General features: G+C 69.7%; 30 protein-coding genes and 1 tRNA gene. 16 read left to right on the top strand and 15 right to left on the bottom strand.

Features of this window, described 5'->3' with window-relative positions; all coding sequences use genetic code 11:
• The first annotated feature begins 50 nt into the window (after positions 1-50).
• Both CFP66_RS03735 and CFP66_RS03730 read left to right on the top strand, forming a co-directional pair.
• Positions 51-527 (top strand): MauE/DoxX family redox-associated membrane protein, encoded by a 477-nt coding sequence (locus tag CFP66_RS03735; RefSeq protein WP_094920330.1) that lies wholly within the window; start codon positions 51-53, stop codon positions 525-527.
• A gap of 1 nt (position 528) precedes the next feature.
• Complete coding sequence (locus CFP66_RS03730; protein WP_094920329.1) at positions 529-1,272, top strand: thioredoxin domain-containing protein; 744 nt, start codon at positions 529-531, stop codon at positions 1,270-1,272.
• A 59-nt stretch (positions 1,273-1,331) separates the two neighbouring features.
• On the opposite strand, the gene CFP66_RS03725 is transcribed toward CFP66_RS03730, so the two are convergent.
• The gene (locus CFP66_RS03725; RefSeq protein ID WP_094921489.1) at positions 1,332-3,335 is read right to left on the bottom strand and encodes a S9 family peptidase; all 2,004 of its coding nucleotides are present in this window, start codon (positions 3,333-3,335) and stop codon (positions 1,332-1,334) included.
• A gap of 82 nt (positions 3,336-3,417) precedes the next feature.
• Between CFP66_RS03725 and CFP66_RS03720 the strand changes: the two genes are divergently transcribed.
• Positions 3,418-3,490 (top strand) — tRNA-Ala (locus tag CFP66_RS03720).
• Between the two features lie 69 nt (positions 3,491-3,559).
• Here the strand turns inward: CFP66_RS03720 and xerC are convergent.
• The 13 genes from xerC to CFP66_RS03660 all read right to left on the bottom strand — a co-directional run bounded on the left by xerC (position 3,560) and on the right by CFP66_RS03660 (position 10,927).
• Positions 3,560-4,702, bottom strand: coding sequence for a tyrosine recombinase XerC (xerC, locus tag CFP66_RS03715; RefSeq protein WP_094920327.1), 1,143 nt, complete (start codon positions 4,700-4,702; stop codon positions 3,560-3,562).
• Positions 4,699-4,908 carry an excisionase family DNA-binding protein gene (locus tag CFP66_RS03710; RefSeq protein ID WP_094920326.1) on the bottom strand — a complete coding sequence of 70 codons (210 nt, stop codon included), beginning with the start codon at positions 4,906-4,908 and terminating at the stop codon, positions 4,699-4,701. Before CFP66_RS03710 ends, xerC begins: the two co-directional genes overlap by 4 nt.
• Entirely contained in the window at positions 4,905-6,308 is a 1,404-nt protein-coding gene (locus tag CFP66_RS03705; protein ID WP_094920324.1) for a replication initiator, read from the bottom strand. The genes CFP66_RS03710 and CFP66_RS03705 overlap by 4 nt, the downstream gene beginning before the upstream one ends.
• A complete protein-coding gene (locus CFP66_RS03700; RefSeq protein ID WP_143517100.1) occupies positions 6,305-6,547 on the bottom strand; it encodes a hypothetical protein in 243 nt (80 codons plus the stop codon). Before CFP66_RS03700 ends, CFP66_RS03705 begins: the two co-directional genes overlap by 4 nt.
• A gap of 117 nt (positions 6,548-6,664) precedes the next feature.
• Positions 6,665-7,099: a hypothetical protein gene (locus CFP66_RS03695; RefSeq protein ID WP_094920321.1), complete on the bottom strand. Its 435-nt coding sequence runs from the start codon at positions 7,097-7,099 to the stop codon at positions 6,665-6,667.
• On the bottom strand, positions 7,096-7,311 hold the full coding sequence (locus tag CFP66_RS03690) for a hypothetical protein (RefSeq protein WP_094921487.1): 216 nt from the start codon (positions 7,309-7,311) through the stop codon (positions 7,096-7,098). The genes CFP66_RS03695 and CFP66_RS03690 overlap by 4 nt, the downstream gene beginning before the upstream one ends.
• Positions 7,311-7,655 (bottom strand): hypothetical protein, encoded by a 345-nt coding sequence (locus CFP66_RS03685; protein ID WP_094920320.1) that lies wholly within the window; start codon positions 7,653-7,655, stop codon positions 7,311-7,313. The genes CFP66_RS03690 and CFP66_RS03685 overlap by 1 nt, the downstream gene beginning before the upstream one ends.
• On the bottom strand, positions 7,652-9,187 hold the full coding sequence (locus tag CFP66_RS03680) for an FtsK/SpoIIIE domain-containing protein (protein WP_198961226.1): 1,536 nt from the start codon (positions 9,185-9,187) through the stop codon (positions 7,652-7,654). The genes CFP66_RS03685 and CFP66_RS03680 overlap by 4 nt, the downstream gene beginning before the upstream one ends.
• 122 nt (positions 9,188-9,309) lie before the next feature.
• Positions 9,310-9,483, bottom strand: a complete 174-nt coding sequence (locus tag CFP66_RS47805) for a hypothetical protein (RefSeq protein ID WP_158228018.1) — start codon at positions 9,481-9,483, stop codon at positions 9,310-9,312.
• An 11-nt stretch (positions 9,484-9,494) separates the two neighbouring features.
• Entirely contained in the window at positions 9,495-9,809 is a 315-nt protein-coding gene (locus CFP66_RS03670) for a hypothetical protein (RefSeq protein WP_143517099.1), read from the bottom strand.
• Positions 9,810-9,812: 3 nt separating this feature from the next.
• Positions 9,813-10,004 (bottom strand): hypothetical protein, encoded by a 192-nt coding sequence (locus tag CFP66_RS46975; protein WP_143517098.1) that lies wholly within the window; start codon positions 10,002-10,004, stop codon positions 9,813-9,815.
• 291 nt (positions 10,005-10,295) lie between these two features.
• The gene (locus CFP66_RS03665; protein ID WP_143517097.1) at positions 10,296-10,565 is read right to left on the bottom strand and encodes a hypothetical protein; all 270 of its coding nucleotides are present in this window, start codon (positions 10,563-10,565) and stop codon (positions 10,296-10,298) included.
• The gene (locus tag CFP66_RS03660; protein WP_094920314.1) at positions 10,562-10,927 is read right to left on the bottom strand and encodes a hypothetical protein; all 366 of its coding nucleotides are present in this window, start codon (positions 10,925-10,927) and stop codon (positions 10,562-10,564) included. The genes CFP66_RS03665 and CFP66_RS03660 overlap by 4 nt, the downstream gene beginning before the upstream one ends.
• A gap of 158 nt (positions 10,928-11,085) precedes the next feature.
• Here CFP66_RS03660 and CFP66_RS03655 point away from each other — a divergent pair, with 158 nt between their 5' ends.
• The 8 genes from CFP66_RS03655 to CFP66_RS03630 all read left to right on the top strand — a co-directional run bounded on the left by CFP66_RS03655 (position 11,086) and on the right by CFP66_RS03630 (position 19,078).
• The gene (locus tag CFP66_RS03655) at positions 11,086-11,850 is read left to right on the top strand and encodes a GntR family transcriptional regulator (RefSeq protein ID WP_094920312.1); all 765 of its coding nucleotides are present in this window, start codon (positions 11,086-11,088) and stop codon (positions 11,848-11,850) included.
• 14 nt (positions 11,851-11,864) lie between these two features.
• Entirely contained in the window at positions 11,865-12,530 is a 666-nt protein-coding gene (locus CFP66_RS03650; protein WP_233159112.1) for a YdcF family protein, read from the top strand.
• 225 nt (positions 12,531-12,755) lie between these two features.
• Positions 12,756-13,796 (top strand): hypothetical protein, encoded by a 1,041-nt coding sequence (locus CFP66_RS46970; RefSeq protein WP_143517095.1) that lies wholly within the window; start codon positions 12,756-12,758, stop codon positions 13,794-13,796.
• Positions 13,797-14,664: 868 nt separating this feature from the next.
• Positions 14,665-15,297 (top strand): hypothetical protein, encoded by a 633-nt coding sequence (locus CFP66_RS46965; RefSeq protein WP_143517094.1) that lies wholly within the window; start codon positions 14,665-14,667, stop codon positions 15,295-15,297.
• Positions 15,294-15,725 carry a hypothetical protein gene (locus tag CFP66_RS46960; protein ID WP_143517093.1) on the top strand — a complete coding sequence of 144 codons (432 nt, stop codon included), beginning with the start codon at positions 15,294-15,296 and terminating at the stop codon, positions 15,723-15,725. The genes CFP66_RS46965 and CFP66_RS46960 overlap by 4 nt, the downstream gene beginning before the upstream one ends.
• A 616-nt stretch (positions 15,726-16,341) precedes the next feature.
• Positions 16,342-17,136, top strand: a complete 795-nt coding sequence (locus CFP66_RS03640; protein ID WP_094920309.1) for a DUF4231 domain-containing protein — start codon at positions 16,342-16,344, stop codon at positions 17,134-17,136.
• 247 nt (positions 17,137-17,383) lie between these two features.
• Positions 17,384-17,944 carry a GIY-YIG nuclease family protein gene (locus tag CFP66_RS03635; protein ID WP_094920307.1) on the top strand — a complete coding sequence of 187 codons (561 nt, stop codon included), beginning with the start codon at positions 17,384-17,386 and terminating at the stop codon, positions 17,942-17,944.
• Positions 17,945-18,289: 345 nt separating this feature from the next.
• On the top strand, positions 18,290-19,078 hold the full coding sequence (locus CFP66_RS03630; RefSeq protein ID WP_198961225.1) for a methylenetetrahydrofolate reductase: 789 nt from the start codon (positions 18,290-18,292) through the stop codon (positions 19,076-19,078).
• Between the two features lie 222 nt (positions 19,079-19,300).
• On the opposite strand, the gene CFP66_RS03625 is transcribed toward CFP66_RS03630, so the two are convergent.
• The gene (locus tag CFP66_RS03625; RefSeq protein ID WP_094920304.1) at positions 19,301-20,506 is read right to left on the bottom strand and encodes a helix-turn-helix domain-containing protein; all 1,206 of its coding nucleotides are present in this window, start codon (positions 20,504-20,506) and stop codon (positions 19,301-19,303) included.
• Between the two features lie 117 nt (positions 20,507-20,623).
• On the opposite strand from CFP66_RS03625, the gene CFP66_RS03620 reads away from it, so the two are divergent.
• The 5 genes from CFP66_RS03620 to CFP66_RS03600 all read left to right on the top strand — a co-directional run bounded on the left by CFP66_RS03620 (position 20,624) and on the right by CFP66_RS03600 (position 26,643).
• Positions 20,624-20,830, top strand: a complete 207-nt coding sequence (locus tag CFP66_RS03620; protein ID WP_094920303.1) for a hypothetical protein — start codon at positions 20,624-20,626, stop codon at positions 20,828-20,830.
• Between the two features lie 215 nt (positions 20,831-21,045).
• Positions 21,046-21,567 carry an AAA family ATPase gene (locus tag CFP66_RS03615; RefSeq protein ID WP_198961224.1) on the top strand — a complete coding sequence of 174 codons (522 nt, stop codon included), beginning with the start codon at positions 21,046-21,048 and terminating at the stop codon, positions 21,565-21,567.
• 190 nt (positions 21,568-21,757) lie between these two features.
• Positions 21,758-22,366: an NADPH-dependent FMN reductase gene (locus tag CFP66_RS03610; RefSeq protein WP_094920301.1), complete on the top strand. Its 609-nt coding sequence runs from the start codon at positions 21,758-21,760 to the stop codon at positions 22,364-22,366.
• The gene (locus CFP66_RS03605; RefSeq protein WP_094920300.1) at positions 22,363-23,580 is read left to right on the top strand and encodes an MFS transporter; all 1,218 of its coding nucleotides are present in this window, start codon (positions 22,363-22,365) and stop codon (positions 23,578-23,580) included. Before CFP66_RS03610 ends, CFP66_RS03605 begins: the two co-directional genes overlap by 4 nt.
• A 27-nt stretch (positions 23,581-23,607) precedes the next feature.
• Positions 23,608-26,643, top strand: a complete 3,036-nt coding sequence (locus CFP66_RS03600; protein ID WP_094920298.1) for an AAA family ATPase — start codon at positions 23,608-23,610, stop codon at positions 26,641-26,643.
• Positions 26,644-26,668 lie beyond the last annotated feature (25 nt).

The following is a 26,668-nucleotide window of genomic DNA, read 5'->3' as shown; positions in this document are numbered from 1 at the left end:
GCACACGGGTCGCTACGCGGGGGTCCCAACCGTCTCGCTAGGCTGAACGTGTGAACCGCGCCAGGCTGCTGGACGTCGTCGGGACGCTCGCCAGGCTCGGCCTCGCCGCGGTGTGGCTGATCTCGGGCGGGCTCAAGGCCGCCGACCCCGACCAGACCTACGTCGCGGTCCGCGCCTACGACGTGCTGCCCACGGCAGGCGTGGAGGTCGTCGCCGCGCTGCTGCCCTGGGTGGAGCTCGCGCTCGGAGCGCTGCTGGTGGCCGGGATCGGCATCCGACTGGTCGCCGTACTCTCTGCGGTGCTGCTCCTCGCGTTCGTCGCCGGCGTCACGCAGGCGTGGGCGCGAGGGCTGTCGATCGACTGCGGGTGCTTCGGCGGCGGCGGTGCCGTGGAGTCGGGAGAGACCACCTACGTCCAGGAACTGCTGCGCGACGCGGGGTTCCTGGTGATGGCGGGTTGGCTGATCGTTCGCCCACGCACGCTGTTCGCGCTGGACGACCGGTGGGGAAACAGGAGAAGGAGCTGACATGGGTGGAGCCTCGCGCGGCGACAAGCGGCGCAAGCAGGAGGAGGCCGACCAGCGCCTCGCGGCCGCGGGCATCCGGCGGCCGCAGAAGCCCAACCGCACGCCGCTGTACGTGGTGGGCGGCGTACTCGCGGTCGCCGTGGTGGTCGGGATCGTCCTGCTGGTGACCCGGGGCGCCGGTGGCGGCGTGGAGCCCACCTACGCGACGTCCGCGGACGGTGCGGTGGTCACCGCGGGCGAGGGCCCCGTCGTCGTCGACGTGTACGAGGACTACCTCTGCCCGGTCTGCGAGCGGTTCGAGGAGCGCTACGGCGACGAGATGACCACCGCCCTGAACGACGGCCGGATCACCGTGCGCTACCACAGCATCGCGATCCTGGACGAGCTGACAACGCCGCCCGGCTACTCCACGCGTGCCGCCAACGCCGCGGTCTGCTCGGTGCCCGCGGGGATCTTCCCGCAGTACCACGCCACGCTGTTCGACGAGCAGCCCGCCGAGGGCAGCGCGGGCCTGACCGACGACCAGCTCGCGTCGTTCGGCACGGACCTCGGCGCGCAGGGCGAGTTCGCGGAGTGCGTGCGGTCCGGCGCGAACACGGGCGCTGTCCAGGCGGCCACCGCGAAGGCCATCGAGGACCCGGCCCTGCAGAACGCGAACGGCAGCTTCGGCACGCCGACCGTGCTCGTCGACGGGCAGCGGGCGGACCTGAACGACACCGGCTGGCTGCAGAACGCCATCGGCTGACCCCGCCGTGAGTGGATACGAGTGCTCCGGCACTCGTATCCACTCACGGGTGCCGGTGGTCAGCGGGACGGGTGGTCCCAGCTGATCGTCGGACGTCGCCCGCCGAGGTGCCGGCCGAACCAGTCGAGGATGATTTCTGCGCGCTGCACGCGGTGGCGCGGTGCCCCGTTGCGCGACAGCCCATGGCTCTCCTCGGGGAAGCGCCAGTACTCCACCGGCTTGCCGAGCATGCGCAGCGCGACGAACAGCTGGTCGGCCTGCTCCACGGGGCAGCGCAGGTCGTCCTCGGAGTGCAGGATCAGCAGCGGGGTGTCGATGTCGCGCACGTGGGTCATCGGCGACATCCGCCGGTAGACCTGCGGCGCATCGAGGTGCGTGACGCCGAACTCGTAGCGGAAGTAGCCCGCCGAGTCCGAGCTCCACTCCTCCGACTCCAGGTTGTTGCAGGCCCGCTCGCTGCACGCCGCGGCGAACCGGTCGGTGCGCCCCACCAGCCAGCTGGTCAGGTAGCCGCCGTAGGAGCCGCCGAGCATGCCGACCCGTTCGGCGTCCAGCGCCGGGTCGCGGGCGAGCGCGGCGTCGAGCACGGCGAGCACGTCGTCGGCGTCGATCCCGCCCCACCCGGTGCCCGGCACCACCTCGGCCTCCGGCGGGCGGATCGCGCGCGCCCACGCCTCGGTGCTCCCGGTCGAGCCGTGCGGGTTGCAGTAGACGACGGCGTAGCCCGCCCCCGTCCAGAGCTGGAACTCGTCGAACCACGAGTTGCCGTACTGCGACATCGGCCCGCCGTGGATCGACAGCAGCACCGGCAACCGCGCACCCTCGGGCACGTCCGCGGGGCGCACCAGCCACGCGTCGACGTCCTCGTCCCCGGCGGGGGAGGGCACCGTGAAGTGCTCCGGCGCGACGGCGGGCACCGCGGCGTGGAAGGCGGCGCCGAGCGAGGTGAGCTGCCGCTCCGCGCCGTCGTCGGTCCGCACGAAGAGCTCGGGCAGCGCGGTGGGCGTCGTCGCGACGAACGCGAGCGTGCCGCCTGCGGCGTCGAACCCCGTGACGACGCGGGTGCCGCCGACCACCGGTTCCGGGGCGCCGGAGCCGTCGGCGCGCACCCGCCAGACCGCCACGTCGCCGTGGTCCTCGAGGGCGAACAGCAGGTGCTCGCCGTGCCACAGCGGCGCCCGGGCGCCGGGGTGCGGCGCGCACTGGCGGTCGAGCGCGGCGGTGAGGACCCGCTCCTCACCGGTGCGCGCGTCGAGCACCACGACCTGCGCGTGCGAGTGGATGACGCGGTTGTCCTCGGCGAGCGCGGCGAGCACCGTGCCGTCCGGACCGAACGCGGGCAGGCGGTGCGACAGGCCACGATCGGTGAGCGGCCGCGGAGCGGGGTCGGCGGCGTCGACGTCGACCAGGTGGACGTCGTCGACCACCTCGAGGTCCCAGTCCTTGCTCCGGGCGGCGGTGACGGCCAGCGTGCGCCCGTCGGGCGACCAGACGGGATCGCCGTGCTCGAACGGACCCCCGGCGACCTGCCGCGGCGGTGCGGAACCGTCCGCGGGCACCACGAAGACGCTGCGCGGCCGGTCGATGATCCAGCCCTCCCCGTCGACGCGGGAGAACAGCCGGTCGATCCGGCGCGGCGGCCGGGCGCGCTCGTCGTCGCCCTCGCCGTAGCGGCTCGCCCGCTCGCGCGACGCGAACGCGACCCGCGTGCCGTCCGGCGACCACGCAGGCACCCCGATCGCCTCCGGTCGTTCGCACACCGTGACGGTCTCGCCCGGCCCTTCCACCGGCAGCACGTGCAGCGAGCCCCCGCCGCCCTCGCGCTGCCGGGTGAACGCGAGCCTGCGCCCGTCCGGCGACCAGGCAGGCTGCCCGTCCCCGTGCTCGCCCGCCGTCAACGGGAAAGTCGGTGACGACCCGTCCGCAGCGGCGAGCCACACGCCGCTGCGGTAGCGGTTGCCCTCCAGCTCGACGCGGGTGACCACGAAGGCGACCAAGCGGCCGTCCGGGGAGACCTTGGGGTCGGCGACGGTGACGAGACGTCCGATGTCAGCAGGCTGCACCGGCCGACCGTAGGGCAGCCGCGGGGGACGGGCGACCCGGTTCATCGGGCCGTCGGGGGATCGTGTAACTTCGTTCGGGCAAGGGGCTGTGGCGCAGCTGGTAGCGCACTTGACTGGCAGTCAAGGGGTCAGGGGTTCGAATCCCCTCAGCTCCACCCAGGTCAAAGACTCAGCGGACGATCACGACGTCTGCCGGATCGCCCGCTGAGTGACTAACTGAGTGACTATCCCGCATCGTCGAGCGGGAAGATGTCGTCCATTGCGGTTGCTCCCTCGTCCAGCACCGCGTGCAGCTGGTGACGGTAGACGCGCTCGGTCACGCCAGTAGCGCTGTGCCCCACGAGCCGGGAGATGTCCTCGATTCGGATCCCCGAAGCTGACAGCAGGGACACGAACGAGTGCCGCAGCTCCCGTGGCGTCCACTCCTGCGCGCGCAGGCCAGTCGCGGCGAGGACCCGCCGGAACGAGCGGCGGACGTTGTGCGCGTCGAGCGCAGTGCCGGTCGAGGTGGCGAACACCAGGGCGTCGGGAGGCGGTGGCGAGCTCAGCCGCTCGCGGTGGCGCCGCAATGCGTCGATGCAACGTTGCGGTAGTGCGAGCCTCCGCCGCGATCGCACCGTCTTCGTGTCGGCGCCAGCCCGAACCGAGCGGTAGACGGCGATCGCCGGCGGCACCGGCGGGCGCGCATCGGGTCGGCCGACGAGGTCGATCTCATTCCAGTGCAGCGCCCGTAGTTCCTCGGTTCGGGCGCCGGTCAGTAGCGACAGCACGATGTAGGCGTGGAGCGCGAAGCCCTCGGCCGCGACGAGGAGAGCCTCTGCCTGATCGAGGGTGAGCGACTTCGACTGCCGTCCGGGCCGGCCGGTGGGCACGTCGCAGAGCGCAACGACGTTCCTCTTGACCTTGTCGCGCGCCATCGCGTGGCGGATCGCCCGGTTGAGGATCGAGTGCATCAGCCGGAGAGTCCGGGTGCTGACCGAGCGGGATTCAGCGCGGAGCCAGCGGTCAACGTCGTCGGCGGACAGGTCGCGGAGCCGTCGGGCACCCAGCGGCGGGACGATGCGGGTGTCGGCGATCGTGCGGTAGTTCGCGAGGGTGTCGGCGCTTCGGCCGGTGAGCCCGAAGGCGAGCCAGTCGCGCACGGCGTCGGCGACGGTGTAGCCCGTCGCCTTCACGGTGACGCCGTCCTCGTGGTCGCGCAGAATCTCCCGGAGCTTGTTCTTCGCCTCCGTTTTCGTCCGGCCGCTGGCTTTGCGGGTGATCCGCTTCCCGCGGCCGTCGAAGCCGAGCGAGGCGGTCGCGATCCACCGCTCCCGGGTCTCGTCCCAGTGCAAGCCGCCTTCTCCTCGGCTGCGGCGCGCGGTCATGACGCCGCTCCGAGCCGGTCTGTCGTCGCAGCCTCCCGCTCCAGGAGGTCGATGTAGTCGGCGATGGCGGTCGCTGGGATGAGCCGGGTCCGCCCGACGTGGACCGAGCGCAACCGGCCGCAGCGGAGCTGCTCGTAGATGACGCTGCGGCTGAGGGACAGCAGGACCATCGCTTCCGTCACGCGGTACAGCTCCTTGCCGTTCATGCTGCCCTCCCCGTTGTCGTGCTCCTGGTGGTGCGGTGCTGTCGGTTGCGCTCGGCGATCGCCAGAGCGAGTTCTCGTTCGGCGTGGTCGCGGTGGCCGAAGCGGACCGGTAGCCAGTCGTTGATCACGACGACCGTGGACGGGTCGATCGGGATGTCGTTGGGGTCGTCGGTGTCGGCGTCGAGCTGGGCGAGGTCCTGCGCAAGTCGCCAGGTGCGGCGCTCGTTGCGGATGGCGCCGAAGGTCGTCGAGTACCGGTGGGACTTGGTGAGGAAGTGGCCGCGGAAGCCGAGCATGTGGGCCCAGCGGCGCAGGTTCAGCACTTCGTAGGGTTCGTGGTCGCCGAGCTCCCAGGCGGTTTCGATCATGCGGCGGTGGTGCGGGGAGATGTCGAGGTGCGCGACGTGGGCGATGTCGTGGATGGGCCGGTCGGCGCCCTCGACGGCGCCGGTGCCCTTGGTGGCGTACTTGGCGATGTAGCCGGCCAATGCGGCGTCGGTGAACTCCCCGGCCGCGTCCTCGAGGTGGGCCAGCGCGCTCGGGCGGATCGGGCGCAGGTCGAGCTGTGTGCCCCACTCCAGGCGCATCGGCTCGCCGTGCGGGCGGGCCACGGTGATCGTGGCGGTCTGCGCGGCATGGCTGATCGCGGCCCGCAGCGCCTCGTCGGTGAGCCCGGGTGGGCAGGGGTCGGCGGGTCCGTTGGGGCCGTCGAGGCGGATGACGGCGTGGAAGTGGACGAGTCCGCGGCGCTGGTACTCGGCCACCTTCGCGTAGGAGAGTCGGGCGTGGTCGCGGAACTCCCGGACCCGGATGCCGAGGACGGACGCGAGGGCGCGGCGTAGCGCGGTGGTGAATCGTCCCCACAGGTGCCCGGCGTGGGCCTGCCACAACACCGCCCCGACGTAGTCGTAGGCCTCGGGGTCGCGAGCGGTCCCGATGCGTGGGTCGTCGCCATGGTGGCGCTCCCCGCACCCGCAGGGGACGACGAACCCGCGGCGGCTGGTCTTGCGGGTGTGGACCGGCCCGAACGAGGGTGCGGTGAGGGTGAGGAAGGCGCGCGGCTTGTCGGTGACGCTGGCCTGGATGTCCTTGCCTTGGTCGCCGGCGAGTCCGGCGCGTAGGAGGTGGAAGGCGTCGGCGGCGTAGCGGTCGGAGCAGGCGGGGCAGACGGCGGCGCGGCGGTTGCCGCAGGGGGCGAGGACGTCGCCGCCGCGTTCGATCAGGACTGCCCCGTCCCTGTCGAGGACGGTGGTCGACCCGGTGAGGTGGATCGGTGCGGCACAGCCGCCGGTGGCCTCGACAGCGGCCCGCCAGTCCCGGTAATCGAGGGCTTGCAGGCGGGCGCTGATCGCCGCGTCGAGGTCAGCAACGGCCGCAGCGGCGTGAATCGGGGCGCTCATCGGGTGTACTCGATGGCGGGGCAGTCGCGGAACAGGTGTTCGAGCAGGGCGGACCACAGTGGTCCGCCTTCTTGGGTGACGTGGTCGCCGGTGTGGCGGGTGCGCAGGGTGTGGGCGCAGCGCGGGCAGTCCAGCTCCGCGTGCCCGTCGACGATCTCGATGAAGCGGCAGGCGTCGGCGGCGATGTTGCGCACTCCGAACTTGCTCATGCGTTCGCGCATGTAGCTGGTTGCAGGCATGGCGGGTCTCCCGTGAGTCGACGGGTGGCGGTGAGGTGGGGTGGGTGCGGGTGGCCGGCCCGGGCCTGGGTGCTCGTCGGACCGGCCACCCGTGCTCGCTGGGGGCGAGGGTGTGGGTCAGGTGCTGTCTTGGGCGCGGGAGCGCCCGTTGAGGGGTGCGAGGTTGGACCAGCGGGTGACCATGTCCCGGGTGGCGCGGGGGACAAGGACCGAACTCCCCGACCCTTCGCGCCCGCCGTGGCGGACGGTGTGGGCGCCGCCGGTCTTGAGCTGCCCGGTGCTGAGGAGCTGGCGGACGACGTCCTGTTCGTAGGCGGGCACCGGTTCGACCGGGCCGCCTTTCTGCGTGGTGCCGTCGGCGCGGCGGAACACCCGCTCGGCCGCGCCGATGACGACGTAGCCGGGGTCGGTGGCGATGCGGACCACGTCGGCGATCAGTTCCGGGTCGTTGGTGGCCGACGTGGCCGCCTTGCCCGGGCCCGGCACGGGCTCCTGGCGCCCGAACAGCGCCTTCTGCGCCGGGACAGCCGTGCGGGTGGTGCGGCGGGTCATCGGGCCCACCACCAGCGGTAGGAGGCCTCGTAGCCCCACTCGCGGACGAGCTGGCGGGCGAGGTGGAACTCCAGCAGCACCGCGGTCGCGGTGATGATCCAGAACCAGCCCGACGCGCTACCCAGCCACAGCCACGTCACCCCGACGGTCGCGGCGAGCAGCGCGGTGAGCTTGAACCAGGTCAGGAACGCCCATCCGGTGACCTCCCACATCACGCCGCCCTCCCGACGCGGACCGTCCCGACGGTGTCCGCCGGGGCGGTCTCGTTGAGCAGGTGTGGGGCGTGGCGGGCCTGCCACGCGGCGGCGGCGAGTGCGTCGGCTCGGTCCTCACGCCGGTGCCGAACCCAGCGGGCCAGCACCCGCACGGCCACCACGGCGGCGACGAGCACCCCGACGATGAGCAGGCCGGTCGTGATCGTGTGCTCGACGGCGGGCACCACAGCGGCGGCGAACCCGATCCCGCCGAGGAAGGTGAGGGCGGTGGTGATGGCGCGGGCCTCGTGGCGGCGGTGCGTCTGGAAGGTGTTGCGTTCGGTTGCGGTGGTGGTGGTCATGACGCGTGCTCCTCTCCGTCCTCGTCGTCCTGGCCGTGCTCGTCGTCGTGCTGGTCGTCGTGCTGGTCGTCGTGCTGGTCGTCGTGCTGGGGGAAGGGCAGGACCTCGCCCGGCCCGTTCTCGGAGTCCTGCTCGTCGCGGGGGGTGCAGCGGTGGACGAGTTCGTCGATCTCGTCGTCGGTGACGTAGCCGGCGCGGAACCGGATCGGCAGCCGCGTGACCGGGTCGATGACGAACCCGATTCCGGCGTGCGCGTCGTCGCCGGGGATCTCATCGGCCAGGGCGCCGCGGTCACGGGCCCCTTCCCCGAGTGCCATGTCGACGTGGCTCGCGGCGGTGACGCCGAGGCAGATGCGGGTGGGGAACAGCTCCCGGACGTCCACGACGTCCTTCGACGGTTCCTGCACATATCCGGCGACGGAATGGTCCGCGGCCCGGCCCTGGGTGAGGATCTCGGCGAGCAGGCGCAGTGCTTCGCGGACGCCGGAGCGGTCGCCGTAGGCGGTGAGCATCGCCATCTCGTCGATGATCAGCAGCTCATACGGGGTCTCGACGGTGATGTCGCACTTGCGGACCCCGTGTTCGCGCATCCACGCCTGCCGCTCGACCATCGAGTCCCGGAAATCGGTGAGCAGATCGACGGCATCGTCCATGGTGGTGGCCCACCGGTGGAACAGCGCCGCGCCGCGGTCGGTCTCGGTCCCGCCCTTGAGGTCGATCACCCATGGCCGCACGAGACGCGCGCGGATCATCGGGCCCATCGCCCGCAGCAGCCCCCACAACAGCGACCCCTTGCCCGCACCGGACGCACCGACCACGAGCAGGTGCTTGCCCCGGATGCGCACGGTGAAGGGGGTCCCGCGTTCGGTGTCACCGACATCGAGCGCGTTCAGGTCGACCTCGTCGACCGTGGCCGGGATCGCGGGGGCGTCCAGCATGGTTGGGAACGGCATCTGCCGCTCGACGACCAGGCGGAGGCGTCCGGGGCGGTGGCGGGTGACCGCGACCCGGTGCGCGTCGAGTGCTTCGGCCAGGGCGGCGGTGCGGTCGGTCCAGGTGCCGAGGTCCTGCCCACGCACCAGCGCGATCGTGAGGGTGTCGATCGACGCCGTCACCGACCGAACGCGCACCACGCGGGGCACGAGCATCTGTCCGGTGCGGCGGTTGTCGCGCACCAGGTCGCAATCCGCGAGCACCCCGGCCCAGCGGTGGCCGCGGTAGACCGTCCAGCGCCGCCACGTCGAACGAACCCACGGGGCGGCCCACCGGTCGAACGTGGCCGGGTGCGCCCGCCACCACACCAGCAGCCCCACCACGACCGCCGCGGCGGTGACGCCGAGGGTCAGCACGCCCCAGGTGATGAGGGCCCACATCGCGAGCGCGGGGATCAGGACCCAGCCGGGGTGGCGGGCCAGCCACAGCGCGGCGCGGATCTCGCCGCCGGTGGATCGAGCCGTCCCGCGCCCGGCCACTGCGCCGCGACCGCTGTGGGTGTGCTTTCGGTGAGTCTTGTTCAGTGCGAACGTTGCCATTTGTTTCCTCGCAATGTGGAAGGGTTCCGGGGACACGTCGGGCCGAGACGCCTATCGATGAGGGGGTGTTTCGGCCCGACGCGCCGGAGCGATCAATTACCGCCGAAAGCGGCGGGGTGTTGTTACTTCTTTTGCAGGATGGGGCGGGCGGCGTCGAGCATGGTGACGACCTGGGCGACGTCGCGGGCGAGGTTGTCGTGGGTCTTCTTGAACGAGCCACGCCGGATCGGGATGTCACGCATTGCTTCCCGCAGGCGCTTCATGGACTGGTCGAGGTCTTCGATGATGCGATCCACCTGAGCCACGGTTAGCGCCTCCAGTCCCTCACGATGAGCTGTGGTTCGAACCGCTTCGCCTGAGTCGAGACGATGCGCAGGGAGGACTTGCAGTGCCGCAGCGAGCCGCGGACCTCTTCCACGCTGGCGATGTTCCAGTGCCGCTGGTTGCGGGTCTTCCACGTCGTGTCCTCGGCGCTCTTCGCGGCCTTCTGCGCCTCCGCTAGCGCGTCGCCGACACCCTGCAGGGCCTGCCAGAACTCGCCAAACCGCGCCACTGCCTGCCGGTTGGCCCGCCGCTGCGCCCAACCCCGAGTCGCCCGCGCCGCCGATCCGATCGATGCCATCGCTCACACGCCCTTCCGTATCGCGATCTGCGCCAGCCGCAGCCCCTCCGCGACACCGGCCCGCCACGCCACATCAGTGGCCACCGCGTCGACCTGGCGGCGGTTCCACTGGCGCCGCTCGCGCTCCAACCGCCGCACCAACCGACTCACACCGTTCACCGGCTGCCGCGCCTTCGTGTTCGTTGCCGTTTCCATCACTCACCCCGTCTGGAAAATCTGGTCTGGAATCTCGCCGATGCCCATGCATTCGGCGCACTGCCCGTCCCCGGAACACACCTCACACTCGGTGTCATCACCCGCGCCGGGAAAGGATTCCGGCTGTGTTCCGTAGCCGCTGCACGCGTCGCAGTGACCGGAACCGGCGCACTCTCCGCAACTGGCCAACGTTGTTCGCCTCCCATTTTTGGCATGGGTCGACCCATGCCCGTAGTCGGGGAATTCATTCAGGGTTCGGCGGAAGCGATCCGCCGGATAGGCTCGGCGGGGCTATGCCGCCGACTCATTCGCCCGCAGCCTGAGTGCGAGCGCGGCCCGTTCGGTGTCCAGCTCGGTCACCATCGCCGCGAGCGTGTCCCGTAGCCGCACCAGCTCGGCGCGGTCGGCGAACAGGGTCACGTCCACCCCGCTGCCCAGGCCGCCGGTCAACCGCACCGTGGCCCGGTCCTCCAGCGCGTAGACGCGCACATCGAGGGCTGTGTCCGGGTAGAGGTGTGCGTCCACAGCCACCGACAGCACCCGCTTCCGCGGGCTGCTCACTTCTCACCCCGCGGTGCGGGTGCCGGAGCCTTCGCGGGTGCCAGGCCGGCGGCCTTGAACGCGATCCCCGACATCACGCGGTCGCCGCTACCGAGCTGGTAGGGGTTGATCCGCGGGTTGATCAGGGCCACCCGGGTGTCCTCGCCGAACCCGTCGCCGGGGTCGGTCTCCAAGGTCACCTTGATCTCTTCGCCCTTCGGGGCCCGCTGCCCCGCCGGGACCTGCAGCTTCGCGAACAACGACACCACGAACTGCAGCGCACCCTGCCGGTCGGTCACCGGCACCTGGTTGCCGTTGTCGTCCTCACGCGTCTTCGGCGCCGGTGGCTCCACCACCGTCAGCTTGTATCCGTCCAAGATCACCGGAAGGTCCCTCACTGCTCCTCCTTCGTCGCACTCTGTTACAGCTAGCTCTATGAGACCACGCTCACAGGGCGGAGTCAATAGAGATAGCTGTATCGACGTATGCCGCTACGTCCTTGCGGGTAGGACTAGCCTTATGGCTCGATCGAGGAGGTGACGTGACGAGCGGGTACCGAGACCTGGCCGACGCACTGCGCGCGGGGATCACGGCGGGCGACTACCCGCCGGGCTCCACGCTGCCCAAACAGGAGGACCTCGCCGCCCGGCATGGCGTCAACATCCACACGGTGCGCAAGGCGGTCTCCGTGCTGGAGGCCGAAGGGCTCGTCACCCCCATCAGGCGCAGGGGCACCGTCGTGCGCCCCCGTCCACGAATGAAGCGCATCGGTATCGACCGGTACGCCAAGAGCAAGTGGAAGTTCGGTGTGGTCGCCTTCGCCGCGGACCGCGAGGCGTCGGGGCGCGAGTGGAAGCCTGGTGACCAGACGAACACCGTTCAGAAGGTCCAGGCCGACGAGGCGATCGCCACAGCCCTCTCGATCGAGCCAGGCACGTGGGTGTACGAACGAGCCCGGCTGGTGAAGGACGGCGACGCGCCGACCCACACACTGACGAGCTACTACCGCCCGGAGGACGTCGACGGAACTCCCCTCGTCGACCCGTCTCCCGGTCCCGCGACCCGCGGCGGTGGCTTCGCGGTCCTGACCGTCCAGGGGCTCGAGCCGGACCGCATCACCGAGACGATCCACGCTCGCATGCCGACTCAGGACGAGGCAGAAGTGCTCGCGCTGCCAGCCGGCGAGCCGGTGATGGTCCTGGAGCGGCGGACCGTCACCGCGGACGGCCGAGCCATCGAGTTCGCCCGCGGCGTCCACGCCGCCAGCCGCTTCGCCTGGACCTACACCTTCCCGATCCCCGACTAGGACGGCGAGGACCCGTGACACGGACCGGAGCTGCGCTTGACGACCCCCGGATCGCTCAGGCCGTCGAGGCCCTGTGGGACTACCACAACCTGCGCCACGAACCGCGCCGAACTGACGTTGGGATCGGTCTCGGCAGCCACGACCTGAGCGTTGCCACGACCGCCGCCGAGCTCTACAGCCAAGGCATGTTCCCGCTCATCGTGTTCACCGGCGCCAACTCCCCAACCACAGCCCAGCGGTTCCCACGAGGGGAAGCAGTCCACTACCGCGAACACGCAGTCGCGCTCGGCGTGCCCGCGGACTCCATCTTGATCGATGACGCCGCCACGAACACCGGCGAGAACATCACCAACACGCGCGCCCTGCTCGCCGACGCCGGCCAGACACCGCGAGCCGTCACCCTCATCACCCGCCCCTACCAGCAGCGCCGCGCCTACGCCACCTGCCGCAAGCTCTGGCCCGACGTGGAGCCGGTCTGTGCAGCGACGCCGCTTCCGCTGGCCGACTACATCGCGAGCATCGGCGACGAGGCGCGCGTGATCAACATGCTCGTCGGCGACACCCAGCGGATCGACGTCTACGCCGAGCGCGGCTTCGCCATTCCCCAGCCCATGTCCGACGACGTACGGGACGCCATGTCGCTCCTCGTCAGCGAGGGCTACACGCAGCGCCTGATCTGACCAGCGAAGACGTGCGACGCACGCCTACTGTGTTCAGACTTTCCTTCCTTGTTCAAGGCGGCGCCTCCGGCGCCGCGCGGCGCTCTGCCTGATGCAGCCGCAAGCGCTCGCGCGGGGCGTGCGGCCTCCGGCCGGTCCCCGCGCGGCGCGCGGCTGCGGGGGGTACGCCGCCCAAGCCCTGTGCTCCGTTGGTAACGCTCGGCGACGACATTGCGACAAAACGGCGTGACCGTGGCGCAAGGGAGCGAGCCAGCAGAAGATGAGAACGTCGTCGTGTTTCGTGAGTACCTGTACGCGGATCTAGCCCGAGCCCGGTCGCTTCTTGCTCAACGACTCGGCGGCGTGCCAGAAGAGCATCGATCAACAGACAGCGCCCTCGGACATCTTGCTGTTGGAATGCGAAACTACCTAGGGATCGGCCGAGAGACCAAGACGGAGACGTACGAGCAAAGGTCGCTGTTGGACGCGATCTTTCCTGCCCTCGAGGAGCTACTGGACGCCGAGCGCTGGCTGACGGATATTAGTCCTGTTGTCCACAGCTCCGAGTCTGCGAACCCCAGTGACCTTCGCGACCTAGTAGAGCCGGGTTCGATTATTCGACTGACTGCCCACGCGCAAATGTTTGACGCGAGCTATGTCGCGCATACCTTCGCCGGAACGTCCGCGGCTGTCGGAGGGATCTCTGCACTATCGTCGTCGCCGAATTCGGGCACTACGTCGGGGGGACGAGCGAGTGGGCCCCAACGTGAAAGGCCCGGCAAGTCGCCCAAGCATGGTCAGCCGAGCGTTCCTGTCAAGCTCGAAGATCTAATCGAGGATTTCCCGTCCGCCGCAATGCAAGGAATGGATGTCAGGACGCTCCGCGAAATGGTTAAAGTTACACGCGGCATGTTCGGTGATGGCTTGCATCTACTCCTGAATACCACGGGGAGAGTCGGCTGGACCGCGACGGCGCGACTACAGAAAGGGCGACAGTACCTCGACGCCGAGCCTGAGATCCTTTTTTCGCGATACGGGACGGCGCCCTTGCAGTGGACTGTTGTAGGAGCTATCGGACACTTCTCGGAGAGGTCCAGCACTACAGGTTTGAGAGAAATGGATTTCATGAACCCTGACGGCACAGCGAGTCGTTCAAAAATGATCGCTGGCTTGAATTCGCTGATGGCACTCGTGGCCAACCAAGGATTCGCCGATACGCCGCCGTTTCCGGGCTTCTCAATCATTCCGCTCGCGGTGTACCGGCTGATTCCTACGGCGCGCGACTGAGTGCGATCCAGACCTGTCAGCCTGATTGGGCCAGAGAGGCATCGGCCGGCGCAACCGGACTCGCGCTCACGCCGAGGCAAAGTACCGGGGTCCAGTACAAGTAGAGCCGAAGGGTGTCTGCGATGCCGCAATCGCTTGGAGTGCTTCCGCTAATATTTTCAGCTGTAGCGCTAACGGTCAGCTTCATGAGCTATATCGACACGAGGCGACGCGACAAGCGCGACACGTTTCTAAAGGTTCACGAGAACCTAATCAGCGACGACAAGCAGCATGGAAGGCAAATACTATTCGAAAAAGTCTCCGATGTCGCAAGTGTGCAGCAGTTGACACGGGATGAGTATCGGCTGGTAAACCGAGCGCTGAGCACCTACGAGGCGCTAGGACTCTACATGCGACGTGGGTACGTTCATGAGAGAGACGTTATGGAAATGTGGGCAGTGCCAGTTCACAGAGCTTGGATTCGGGGTGCGGCATTCGTTGAACATCGGCAAAGCTATCAAGGCGCACCGATATGGCCCAACTACCGCCATCTCGCTCATCGATGCGATAGCTACCTTCGAAAAGAAGGAATTGATCTACGTAATGAGGGTCCGGGCGCCTGAAGCCGGCTTTAGAATATATGAAGTGGGTGAGGGTGACAAATAAACGCGATATGCTACGCAGGGTAAATGACGGATTGCCGCGTGGGGCAGACGCAGTCACATATCCGGATCATCCGCTACTGCTTCGAGGTCCAGATATTCTTGCGGCGCATCAAGGAGCGCTGACTTGCTATTTTGTGTATACTTCCCGTCAGTCCTACACTGCACCATCCGAACAGTCTCGGATACTGCTCGCACGATTGGCGCTGCCTCCTGCCACATCGGTCGTGATGGTGGTAGAAGATGCGACCCGAATCGGCCAGCTTGAGGAAAGCGTTCCGCTGTACGACGAAGTAGTCATTTCTGGTCCTGCCTCCGCCAAGTCCGTTCCTGCTGGCCGCCTCGGCCTAGGTCGTGGCGCGGAACTTTCATCCCGAGTACGACCGTATCATGACGAGCGATTCGCCAATGCGTGGACGGCCACCCTGGAGCCGGAAGAACGAGTTGGACGTTCCGATCGGGTGCTGATTTCAACCGCCGAAATGGCCACCCGCCGCAAGGACGACGTACCAGATCCGCCACCGAGGCTAGTGGCTCACGACTCCGAACTGCGGCGGACTGCGGCCATGCGTGATCTGAGTTTGCCAGCTCGGCCGTTGCGGCGGCGAACCGATGTCGTCCGCGAGCTCAACAGGAGTATCCAGCGAGTGGTCGAGCTGGATTACTACATCGACCGGCGCGGTAATCGACTGGAGGAGTCAGCGGAGTACTTAATCGCCGGACTTGCGGAGCTGCAGCTGTGGTCCACCGCCCTCGAGATCGATCTCCGTTCTGCGGCCGACACCTTCGACGTACTCAAGCCGCTCAGGGCCGCGGCATTCGCCGGGATTGAGTTCGAGAATTCGGAGGGGTTTCGGTGACTCGCCGTAAGCGAATCGACACACTTCGCCTGCTCGTTAAAGGGAACGGGCTGATTGCTGGATCGACCAAATCGCAAACGATAGAGGGTGAGCTTAGACGGCTCGATGCAGTACAGCGTCGGCGGAACGCCGATGGGTGGCTTCTGTCGGTGCTCCACACCACGCGCGTTCTAGACACCACACTTGCGGTGCTGATCAAGGCGAAAGGTTGGCCGACAACAAAGTTCAGTTTAGGTTCCTATCTTGTCGAACTCGATAAGCGAAGCGTGTTGACCAGTCGGGAGCAATCGTCGTACCAGCGGCGAATTGTCAAAAAGCGAAATAAGTACATGCATGAGGCGGGCGCCATGCCCCATGGACTTGAGTCTGACCGCATATTGACCGACATGCAGGAATGCTTGGAACAAGTGCTTAGAAGGATCGGATGAGAGTAATTGACCGAGTCACTTGTCCGCCCGGCACCTTAGAGCCGCGTTCACACTAAAATGCGCGTGCCCTCGCCGGGCGGGCAGATCAACAGGATGGCCGCGAGCGGCGCGGGCGCGCGGTCGTTGAGTGGGCAGGGTGCGGCGTCCCATCGACCTCCCCGAGGGCTACCACACGGCACCCCGGGCGCAGGCCTGGCAGGATCGGCGGCGGCTGGCATCGGATGCTGCGCCCGGGGCGCCGCGCGGTCGGGCTGCGCCAGGTCGACGGGATGCCGCACGAGCCCCAGCGTGGTGAAGGACGATGGCTGGGTTGTTCGTCAGCCGTTCGTCAGGACGTCCACCGGCAGCACGCAACGCCGAGAACCTCCGACGAGTATCCACGCAGCTCAGGGGCGGTTTCGGAGCATCATTGCAGGTAGGCGCCCTAACCGGATTCGGTCCGCTTCTACGCCTAGTAGCGAGAACGACCTGCAGCCCGCAAGCGCTCACGCGGGGCCCCTCCCGGCCGCTGCCACGTGCAGTTGAGAGGCGATGGTCACGAAGCGATACCAGCTCTGCCCGCAGAGTGATAGATCGAGTAATCTCCGCCACCGGTCAGGATGATTTTCTTGGGAGCATGGTGACAGCGGGTAGAGATCTCGACGAAGAAAAGCGGGCTAACGCCAAGAAGATCGACTTGCAAGAGTCTGAAATTCGCGAGTTTCGCGTGGCTCACCGTCTTCGAACAATATGGCTCCTAGCGAGTCTCGCGATTGTAGGGCTTCTCGGCTGGGCAACCTTGATCGGTATTTGGCGTAGCTATCCATTGCCGTTCAGTTATATTGGCCTTATCGCCGGACTTGCCTCCACTTTGCTGGCGGCGCGAGCAGTCCTGGGTAAACGCCCCGGACTGCATCGTCTGGAATATGATCTACTCGTGTATCGTAGCGATCAAGTCTCACTTGCAGCGCAAAGCGCGTCTAACGCTACTGCAGCACTCCGAATCTACCGAGTCAACTCGGAAGAAGTGATTCTTGACTATCGACGATCGGCGACTCGCAGCCGCCGGGTCCACAACTTCTTTCAGGCGGTCATATTGGCCGGCTCGGTCGTCGTCACAAGCCTGACAAGCGCAGGGCTGAACGCGGAATGGTCTCGATGGACGGCCGCGTCTATCGCGGCACTCGTAAGTATTTCCGCTGCATTCACGGGGTACTTCAAGTTCCGAGAGCGAAGCTTCAATCAACAGCAAACCGCAGACGCAATCGAGAAAGAGTATAAAGCTGTAGAGCTGCGGATTGAAAAGTATGACGACGATAACGAGGACCTTGTGCTGAAGCGGTATGCGGCAAAGGTCGAAGAGTTGAAGGAGGAGCAGAGGAAGAAGGAATTGCAGCTTGAGCAATCCTCGCAGCCGGAAGGTAAAGCGTAATTCCCTGCAATTGCCGCGTCGGGACCGCCCGGGAATACCACTATGAGTCAGACGGGCGAGACCTCGGCCGACGTCACGCCGCTGTCGGCACTGCTCGGCCACCTTCCCCCCGAGCTCAACCCGAGCGTGGCGCACCGGCGGGTGCGGGTGAGCGCGTCTGCGTTCCAACCAACGAACTCGGCCTCCCAGCCGCCTGCGCCGAAGTCACTGCTCGCGAGGGGGTGGCCCGCGGGGAGATGATGTCCGGATGGAGGCTCCCAGCGCCGCAGACGAGGCCGTCGACGCACTGGCGCATCCTCCGCGGCTCTGGACCACCGGCGAGGTGACGGCACGTCCTTGCCCGGTGCCGAAGGCGCACGGGATCTACGGGTGGCACTTCCGCGTGCCGCCTGCCGACGGTCTCGATGTCGACCGCCTGCTCTACGTAGGGATCGCGCCCAGCCGCGCCGATAGCGGGCAGACTCTGCGCTCCCGGCTCGTCCGGTCACACATCAAGGGCAACGCATCCGGGTCGACTCTCCGGCTCACGGTGGGGTGCCTGCTCGGCCTGGACCTCCGACGGACCGGCGCTAGCGGTCGGACGACGTTTGGTGCTGAGGGGGAGAAGCGGCTCTCGGAGTGGATGGCAGATAACGCCCGGCTCTGCTGGGTCGCGTGCCCGGAGCCGTGGGCCGTCGAGACCTGGGCCATCGCGGCGTTGGACCTTCCGCTCAACCTCTCCCAGAACAGCGGGCATCCGTTCCACGCCCGGCTGACGGCGCTGCGGGCGGATGCCAAGACGCGGGCACGGGCGCTGCCGATCACGTGATGGACGGAGACGCCCGAGTGAGTGACTAACTGAGTGACAGCCGTGCCGTGAGGGCGCGGACTGGCCCGGACCGCCGCGGACGCTCTCTCCAGCTAGGACGCACCTCAGCACCAGTACGCGCGGGTCTCGCCAGTGCCTGGCAGTCAAGGGGTCAGGGGTTCGAATCCCCTCAGCTCCACCCAGGTCAAAGACTCAGCGGACGATCGACGAGTGTCTCGACGCGGTTCTGCGACCGCATTCGTCGATCACCGGGTTCGCGTCGGGCTCCGCTGCCCGCCGTACACATGCCCGGGCCTGTGTGCGGGCTGGTCAAGGTGTGTGCGGCGGCGCTCGTAGGGTCTGGGTGTGGATGCCGATCGATTCAAAGTGGTCTGTGAGATCGAGCCGCCGACCCGGCCGGACCTCACCCACGCACGCCACCAGATCGGAGTCCTGACACCGATCGCCGACTCGTTCCTGATCCCGGACAATCACATCGGCCGGGCTACCGTCTCCAGCATCGCCGTCGCCAACGAGGTTCGGGCGATGGGTGGCCAGAGCGTCGCGTGCGTGAACTCTCGGGACCGCAACCTTCTCGGCTTCCGACGGGACCTGCTGACCGCCGCCGCGTACGGCGTCGACCGGTTCCTCTTCGTCCACGGCGACAAACCCACCGCCGGGGGCCGCACCAGTGAGCTCACTGTCCGTACCATGATCGAAGAAGCCCGCGGCGCCACCGGCCAGCCCGCCTTCGCCGGTATCGCGCCCTTTCGCGTCGGCGTGACCGCAGGCCACCACCGCCGCCTCCCCGCCTGGAAACAGGATGCCGACTTCGTCTTCCTCCAGGTCGGCTACTCCGTCGACGCGTTCCTGCGCTGGCGTGAGAAGAATCCGACAGACCTGCCCGTCTACGCCGGGGTCATGGTCCTGGCCAGTGCAGGCATGGCGCGCAGGCTGCGTACGAGCATCCCTGACATCGAGATCCCCGACGCTCTCGTCGAGGACGTCGCCGCGGACCCCGGCGCCGGGGTCGATGCCGCCTGTCGGCAGATACTGGACCTCCGCGACACCGGGGCGTTCGCTGGAGTGCACCTCGTGCCCGTCAGCCGCTACCGCGAGGTCAGCGCACGCCTCGAACGGGCGATGAGTGACTGAGTGAGTGACAACGGCGCGCAGCCTCCCGTACCGGCCCGGACCTCCACGGATGCTGCGCCCAGCAGGAGAGCGGGGCGTGAGCGCGAGTGCCTGGAAGCCAAGAGGTCAGGGGTTGGAATCTCCTCAGTGAAACACCAGGTCAGGTTCAATCTCGCTCTGGTGAGCCGGAGGGCTGCTTCTTCTCGGCCATCGCACCTGCGCGAGTGAGACAGGTTGTGTGCCTCACGTGCCGGACGACGAAGAACGCATCGCCCGGAGGTCCTCGTACGCTTCACGAAGCGGTAGCGCCTGCCCGGTCCCCAGCGCCTCCGCAGCCCGGACGACCTCGCGCACTCGCCACCAGTTCGACGGGACGACGCGACCGGACAGCACAGCGGCCAGGGCGGCCTGCGTGGCTTCCTCGTCGTCGCCGCGCCGCAGCAGCGCGAGCGCCAGATCGAGCCGGGCTGTGGCGAGCCGGCGGGGCCGACCACCGTGCTGGTCGCCGGGCGACAGCCGGTTGATCACCTCACGGGCGTAGTCCACCGCGATCGGGTCGCCGGCCCATGACAGCGTCGTCGCCGTGTAGCTCGTCGCCTTCGCCGGGTCGTAGCGGTAGTGGTGCTCCGCCCGGTCCGGCGTCGCCAGGGGGCTCGCCATGCGGTTCACCCGCGATACCGCCTGCGTGGTCGCGCGCGCGTCGCCGAGACGCGCCCACGCCCGGCCCTCTTGCGCCGTCGCCTGGATCAGCGCCGACGAGCCTGCCGGTGCGAGCTGCTGCGCGCCCTGCGAGAGGCTTGAGGCCTGCGCGTAATCCCCGAGGGTGAGCACCCGCCATGCCTCTGTCTCCAGGGCCCACGCCCGGATCTCGTCGTGGCCGCTCTCGCGCGCGAGTGAGTCGCTGGTGCGCAGCCGGGCGACTGCAGCCGCCTGCTGCTCCAGGTCGACGTGCAGCGTCGCGGCGAGCAGGGACAGCCATCCCCCGGCGGCGAGTAGCCGGCGGTGCTCCCGCAGTGTCTTCCGACCGTCGAGGAGCTGCCCGACGTAGCGCAGGTGCTGCCTGGTGCGCGTGAGCAGGGCCGCAGGCTGGGTGGTGGCGTAGGAGCTGGCCAAGTCGTCGACGAGCTGCTCGAGCTGGGTGAGCGTCGCTTCACCAACGTCGGACGCCGAGGCGCGACGCACGAGCTCCTGTGCTTCCGCCTCGCCCTCGGCGTCGCCGTTGCCGGGCGGCGGTTCGGGCGGGGAGCCGGCGATCAGGTGGTCTAGCTGCGCCGCCGTGATGCCGAGCTGCCGGGCGATCTTTCGTCGGTGCCATGGCTGCGGCTCGGTCTCCCCGCACTCCCACCGGCCGACCGTTGAGCGGTCGACGCCGACGCGGTAGGCGAGGTCCTCCTGCGTGACCCCCGCAGCCTTCCGGGCTCGAACGAGGCGCTCACGTCTCCCAGCCACTCTGGCAAGGTTACGCACGTCACCGGCGTCAATGCGGCATCAATGCGGCATCGCTGGCCGTCGCCCGCAGCATCGACGCGCTGGTTGACCGGTGCTCGCGGTCGTTCGATCGAGGGCGTGCCTGATTCGCAGCTCGCCGCCGAGTTCGCCACGTTCCTCGCGGGCCAACCCACCGCGGTTGCGCGCCTGCTCGCCGAGCACGTCGACGACGGCACTGGGCATTGCCGGGTGTGTTCGGCCGGGCCGCAGGCCGGGCGGAAGGTGTGGCCGTGTCAGATCCATGGTCACGCGCTGAGTGCCAACAGCCAACCCCACCGGCGGTGACGGCGGCAGTTCCAAGATCTATCCGGCGGGATTGGTCAACCGACGGGCGCCCGAGCTGAAAGGCGTCGATCCAACCTGCGCGTGCTGGCCGTCCGCCCCACGACCGGATGAGGAGATCCTCTGCCTGATCGAGGCAACATCAGGAGGCCTGCTTCGTCTTCCAGAAGATCCGAGCGCTCATGGCCGCACGTGAGTGCGCGTGCGATGCTCGATCGGTGCTGCGGGTGCTGGTGACCGGCATGTCCGGCGTCGGAAAGTCGAGTGTCGTAACGGAACTACTTGCTCGCGGGTATCGGGCAGTCGATCTCGACGACGGATGGTGTAGACCGCAGCCCGACGGGGGTCAGATCATCGACGAGGAGCGCGTCGTTCCCTTGCTCGACGAGGAGACGCCGGAGCTGTTCCTGGCAGGCTGCGAGGAAAACCAGGTCAACCTCTATGACCGACTGAACAAGGTGGTCCTGCTGTCCGCGCCGGTCGACCTGATGCTGGAGCGGGTACGGAGACGACACGGCAATCCGTACGGCCGGACAGAAGCGGAGAGAGCGCGGATCGTCGCGGACACTCGCGAGATCGAGCCGCTCCTTCGCCGCAGCGCGGACCACGTGGTGGAGACTGACCGGCCGTTGACGGAGGTCGTCGACGAACTGCTGTCGATCCTGCGGTTGCCGTTGCAGATGGCCTCGTCCATCGCGATGGCTCCGTGCTCCAGCACCGGCCGGAGCTGCTGCCGGTAGACGGCTTCCGTGACGGCGGTGCAGCCGGTCCGACCGGACCTCCTCCATCCCGGCACCGCGGCTCGCTCGCTGACGGTCCCCACCGATCGGTGGCCCGCGCCGTTCGCCGGTGTGGCCGCGTCTCGCGAAGTGTGAGATCGGATCTCGCGCCTTCGGGGTGAGTACCGCACACCGATTCCGAGGAGCCGCAATGTCCGTCGACCTGGACCACACCACACCCCGTCCTGCGGCGCCCGGAGGCCCGCTGCGCGTCGCGCTGGTCATCGGCAGCGTGCGCGAGGGGCGCGTGGGCTGCGCCATCGCACGTTGGGCCGCGACGCACGCAGAGCGCCGCGCCGATCTCGAGATCGACCTCGTCGACCTGCGCGACGTCGACCTGCCCGCCGACCTGCCCGACGACCCGACCATCGGGCTGAGTGCCTGGGCCAAGCGGGTGGAGGCCGCCGACGCCTTCGTCGTCGTCACGCCGGAGTACAACCGGGGGATCCCGGCCGCGCTCAAGCACGCCATCGACGCGGTGCGGGAGGAGTGGTACGCCAAGCCGGTGGCCGTGGTCGCCTACGGCGGGCAGGCCCGCGGGCTCCGCGCGGCCGAGCAGTTGCGGCTCGTGTTCGGGGAGCTGCACGTCCAGGTGCTGCGTGACACCGTCTGTCTCGGACTGGGCGACGGCGCGCTCGACGAGAGCGGGTGGGTGTGTGACCCGGGGGCCGTCCGAGCCCTGGAGTTCGCCCTCGACCGGCTCACCTGGTGGGGGACCGCGCTGCGCACTGCTCGCACCGACCAGCCCTACGTCCGATGAGCGGGCTCGTCACCGCTGCGGGCCGCACGCAGGGCCGTCCGGTCGCGCCGGGATGGCTGGCGCTGCTCGCCGGGCCGCTGTCGTTCGGCATCACCGGACCCGCGCTCGTGCTGGACGACATCGCGGCGGCGCTCGGCACATCGACCGCGAGCACGGCCTCCGTGGTCACGGTGTTCGCCTGGGGGATCGCCGTCGGGAGCCCGCTGGCCGGGCGGGCCCTCGCACGCCACGGCGGGCGCACGACGCTCGCGCTGTCGTCGGCGCTCGTCGTCACCGGTGCCCTGCTCGTACTCGCCTCGGCTGCGCTGCCCCACCTCGCGCTCCTCCTGGCCGGGTGTGCCCTGCAGGCGCTCGGTGGGGTGGGGCTGACCGTCACCGCGCTCGGGCTGGCCACCGGACCGACCGCGATGGGCACGGTGGCCGGCACGCTGGCCGTGTTCGGCGCGATCGCGCCGCTGGTCGGCACGCAGGTCGTCGGCACGCTGGGCTGGCGGGCGGCACTCGTGCTGCCCCTGCTCGCCCTGCTCGCGGTACCGGCTGCGGTTCGTGGCGCGCAGCCCGCGGTCGCGTCCGGGCCGCGTGACGCGGTCGGCGTCGCGCTGCTGGTGCTCACGGTGAGCGCGCTCGCGGTGCTCACGGCGCTGCCGGCGGTATGGGCCGCGGTTGCGGCCGCGGTGGCCGTCGGGTCCGGGCTGCTGCTGGCACGGCACGCCCGCCGTCACCCGGACGGTGTCGTGCCGGCGTCGGTGCCCCGCTCGGGCCGGTTCCTGGTGGCGAGCGCCGTCGCGTTCGGTCTGGCGGTGGTGAACTTCGCGCTCGTGTACGCGGCCCCGCCGCTGCTCGCGACGGCCACCGGCTGGAACGCGGACCAGCTCGGCACCGCGCTGTTGGGCCCGTACCTCACCGGAGGGCTGCTCGCCCTGGTGCTGGTGCCGGCCACGGCTCGGCTGCGGTACCGGGTGGTCGTGCTCGTGCTGCCGGCTCTCGTGGTGACCGCCGCCGTGCTCATCGCCGTGGGCGGCTCCTCGGTGGCGGTGCTGTTCGCGGCGATGCTGCTGGGGTCGGTGACGGCGTCCACGGGCCAGGGCGCGCTGGGGTTGCGGGCGGGCGATGCGGTGCCGGTCGCGGACCGGGGGCCCGCGCTGTCCCTGTTCACCCTCTGCTATCTGTTGGGGGCGGCGTTCGGGCCCGCGATCGCCGTCGCGGTGGTCTGACCGGCCCGGCCCACGGAGAGGACACGCGTGAGCGGCGAGCTGATCGGGCGGTCGCACGGCCTCGCCGTGGCGGAGGACGAGCTCGTCCGCGTCACGGCGGGACGGGGTGGCCTGCTGCTGATCAGTGGTGAGGCGGGGATCGGCAAGTCCGCGTTGGCGGCCGAGGTCGGCGCCGCGGCGTTGCGCCGCGGCGCCCTCGTGGCGGCCGGGGCCTGCACCGACACCGAGGGAACCCCGGGACGGTGGCCGTGGGTGCAGGTCATGCGTCGGCTGGCGCGCATCGCCGACAGCGACGAGTGGGTCGCCGCCACCGGCGCGGCGGGGGATGCCCTCGACCCGCTGCTGGGTGAGCCCTCGACCGTGCCGTCGCGCGGGGACGAGTCCTTCCGGCTGCACGACGCGCTGGTCACGCTGCTGGTGACGGTGGCCGCTCGGCGCCCGGTCGTGGTGGTGCTGGAGGACCTCCAGCACGCGGACCCGGCATCCATGCAGGTGCTCGATTTCCTCACCCGGCACGCGTGGTTCGAGCCGGTGCTGGTGGTCGCCACCTACCGGGACACCGAGCTCGAGGCGGCGGCGCACCCCGGCCGCAAGCATCTGCTGCCGCTGCTGGCGCGCGCGACGCAGCTGCGACTCACCGGCCTGGACCACGACGGTGTCCGGGAGTTGCTCGCCCGAGCCGGCCGGGACCTCGACCACGCCGCCGTCGCGGAGGTGGTGCGGCGGACCGGCGGCAACCCCTTCTTCGTCGAGCAGACCGCGCTGCTCGACGGGGCGCCGAGCGCCGGCGTGCGCGACGTGGTCGAACGGCGGCTGGAAGTGCTGGCCGCGGCCACGCCGCACGCCGCGGACGTGCTCGCGGCCGCTGCCGTCGCAGGCCACGCCTTCGACCCGGACGTCCCCGGGTTGCTCGCCGGTATCGCCGCCGCGACCGCCGACGCCGCGCTCGCGGCGGCCGAGGCGGCTGCCCTGATCGTCCGTCGCGACGGCCGCCGGGCGTTCGCGCACGACATCGTGCGCGAGCACCTCTACGCGCGGCTACCGGCCGGTCGCAGGCGAGACCTGCACGCCGCGCTCGTCGGAATCCTGCGTCGTCGGCCGACGACGCCGCCGGCGACGCTCGCCCGGCACGCGCGACTGGCCGTGCCGGCGCTTCCCGCCGCCGAGGCCGTGTCGCTGCTCGTCGCCGCCGCGGAGGCCGCCGCCGCCCGCCTCGCCGCCGAGGAAGCGGTCCGGCACCTGCACGACGCGCTCACCCTCATCGACCGGTTCGATTCGCCGGATCCGCATCTGCAGGCGCAGGTCCGGCTGGAGCTGGCCGCGCAGCTCGACGGTGCGGGGGAGATCACCACGGCGCGGGAGACCGCGCTGGGCGTCCTCGCCGCCGCCGGGGACCGGACGGAGCTGCGGGCGCGAGCCGCGCTGCAGGTGCACCGGCTCGGCAACCCGGGCCGACCGGGGCACGACGAGATCGAGATGCTCGACGCCGTCCTGCCCGGCCTGCCCGACGGGCCGCTGCGCGCGCGGGTGCTCGCCGCGGCCGGCATGGCGCGCATCCACCAAGCCGTCGACGGCGCCGCCGGAGTGGACCTCGCCCGGCGCGCCGTCGAGCTCGCCAGGGCGTCGGACGATCCCGACGCCCTCGGGTGGGCGCTGCTCGCCCAGCACGACGGGCGCTGGGAGCCGGGCACCGCGGCCGAGCGGCTGGAACTGCTCGACGAACTCTCCGCGCTGGCGCGCAACCACGGTCTGCGGGAGCTGGACGGGCTGGCCGCGCTCCTGCGCTTCGTCGCGCTGCTGGAACGTGGCGACCCGGCGGTGCAGGACGCCTTCGCGGCCTTCCGCGCGTTGACCGACCGCACCCGGCTGCCGCGTCACCGCTACCTGGTCGCGTCGCGCAGCGCCTGCCTCGCGATGCTCACCGGCGACCTCGACCGCGCTGCCGACCTCGTCGACGACGCCCGGGACGTGGGCGCGCGGTTCGGGGAGGCGGACCGCATGCTGGTGTGGCGTGACCAGAAATGGGCAGTGCACTCGCTGCGCGGCGACCACGAGACCGCCCTCGAGGTCGCGCGCACGGCCGTTCCCGGGCACCCGTTCACCGCGCTCCTCGAGGGCCTGACCGCCGCCGCCACCGGGGACGCGGACCGCGCGCTCAGCCGGCTGGACGACGTGGAACGGCTGATGAGCGCCGTGCCGCGCCGGTTCGGCTGGATGCACCTGGTGTACCTGTGCGAGGTCGCCGCCGTGACCGGCGACCCGGCGCTGGGCGAGCGCGCCCGGTCGGCCGTCGCGCCACTGCGTGACGCGTGGGCGGTGTTGTCGGGCGGGGGCGTCGTGTGGGGGCCTGCGGCCTACTGGCTGGCGCGGGTGGACGCCGCCACCGGCCGTCGCGCGGAGGCGGTCGACGGGTACACCGCGGCCCTGCGGGCGGCGCGGCGGTGGGGCGCGCAGCCGTGGGCGCAGCGCGCGCAGGACGCCCTCACCGCGCTCGACGCGGGCGAGCCCACCCGGGCGGCGGCGCAGTTCCGTCGCAGTGCCGAGGTCTGGACGCTCGCCTTCGCCGACCGGACCGTGCACGTGCCCGACGCGAAGGGGCTGCGCGACCTCGCCGCCCTGCTCGCCGCCCCGCACAGCGACGTTCCCGCCGTCGATCTCCTGCACGGATCGGTCGGCGCCTCGGCCCGGCGTCCCCGGACATCGGGCGCAGACCCGATCATCGACGAGACGGCCCGCGAGGCCTACCGGCTCCGTCTCAGCACGCTCGACGCCGAGATCGACGACGCCCTCGGCCGCGGCGACGACCAGCGCGCGGCCCGCCTCGACGCCGAGCGCGACGCGCTGCTCGACGAGCTGCGCAAGGCAGCCGGCCTGGCCGGGCGCACCCGCCGGCTGGGTGACGAGCGTGAGCGGGCACGCCAGACCGTCACGGCCCGGGTCCGCGACAGCATCCGCCGGCTGCGCGGCGTGCACCCGGAGCTCGGCACTCACCTGGCCGAAGCGGTGCGCACCGGCATCACGTGCTCGTACCGTCCCACCGAACCCGTCAGCTGGCAGCTCTGAACTGCTCCATCGCCGGCCGGACGGC

It is taken from the genome of Pseudonocardia sp. MH-G8, assembly GCF_002262885.1.
GTDB lineage: Bacteria > Actinomycetota > Actinomycetes > Mycobacteriales > Pseudonocardiaceae > Pseudonocardia.
This window is presented reverse-complemented; position numbering and strand designations above follow the sequence as displayed.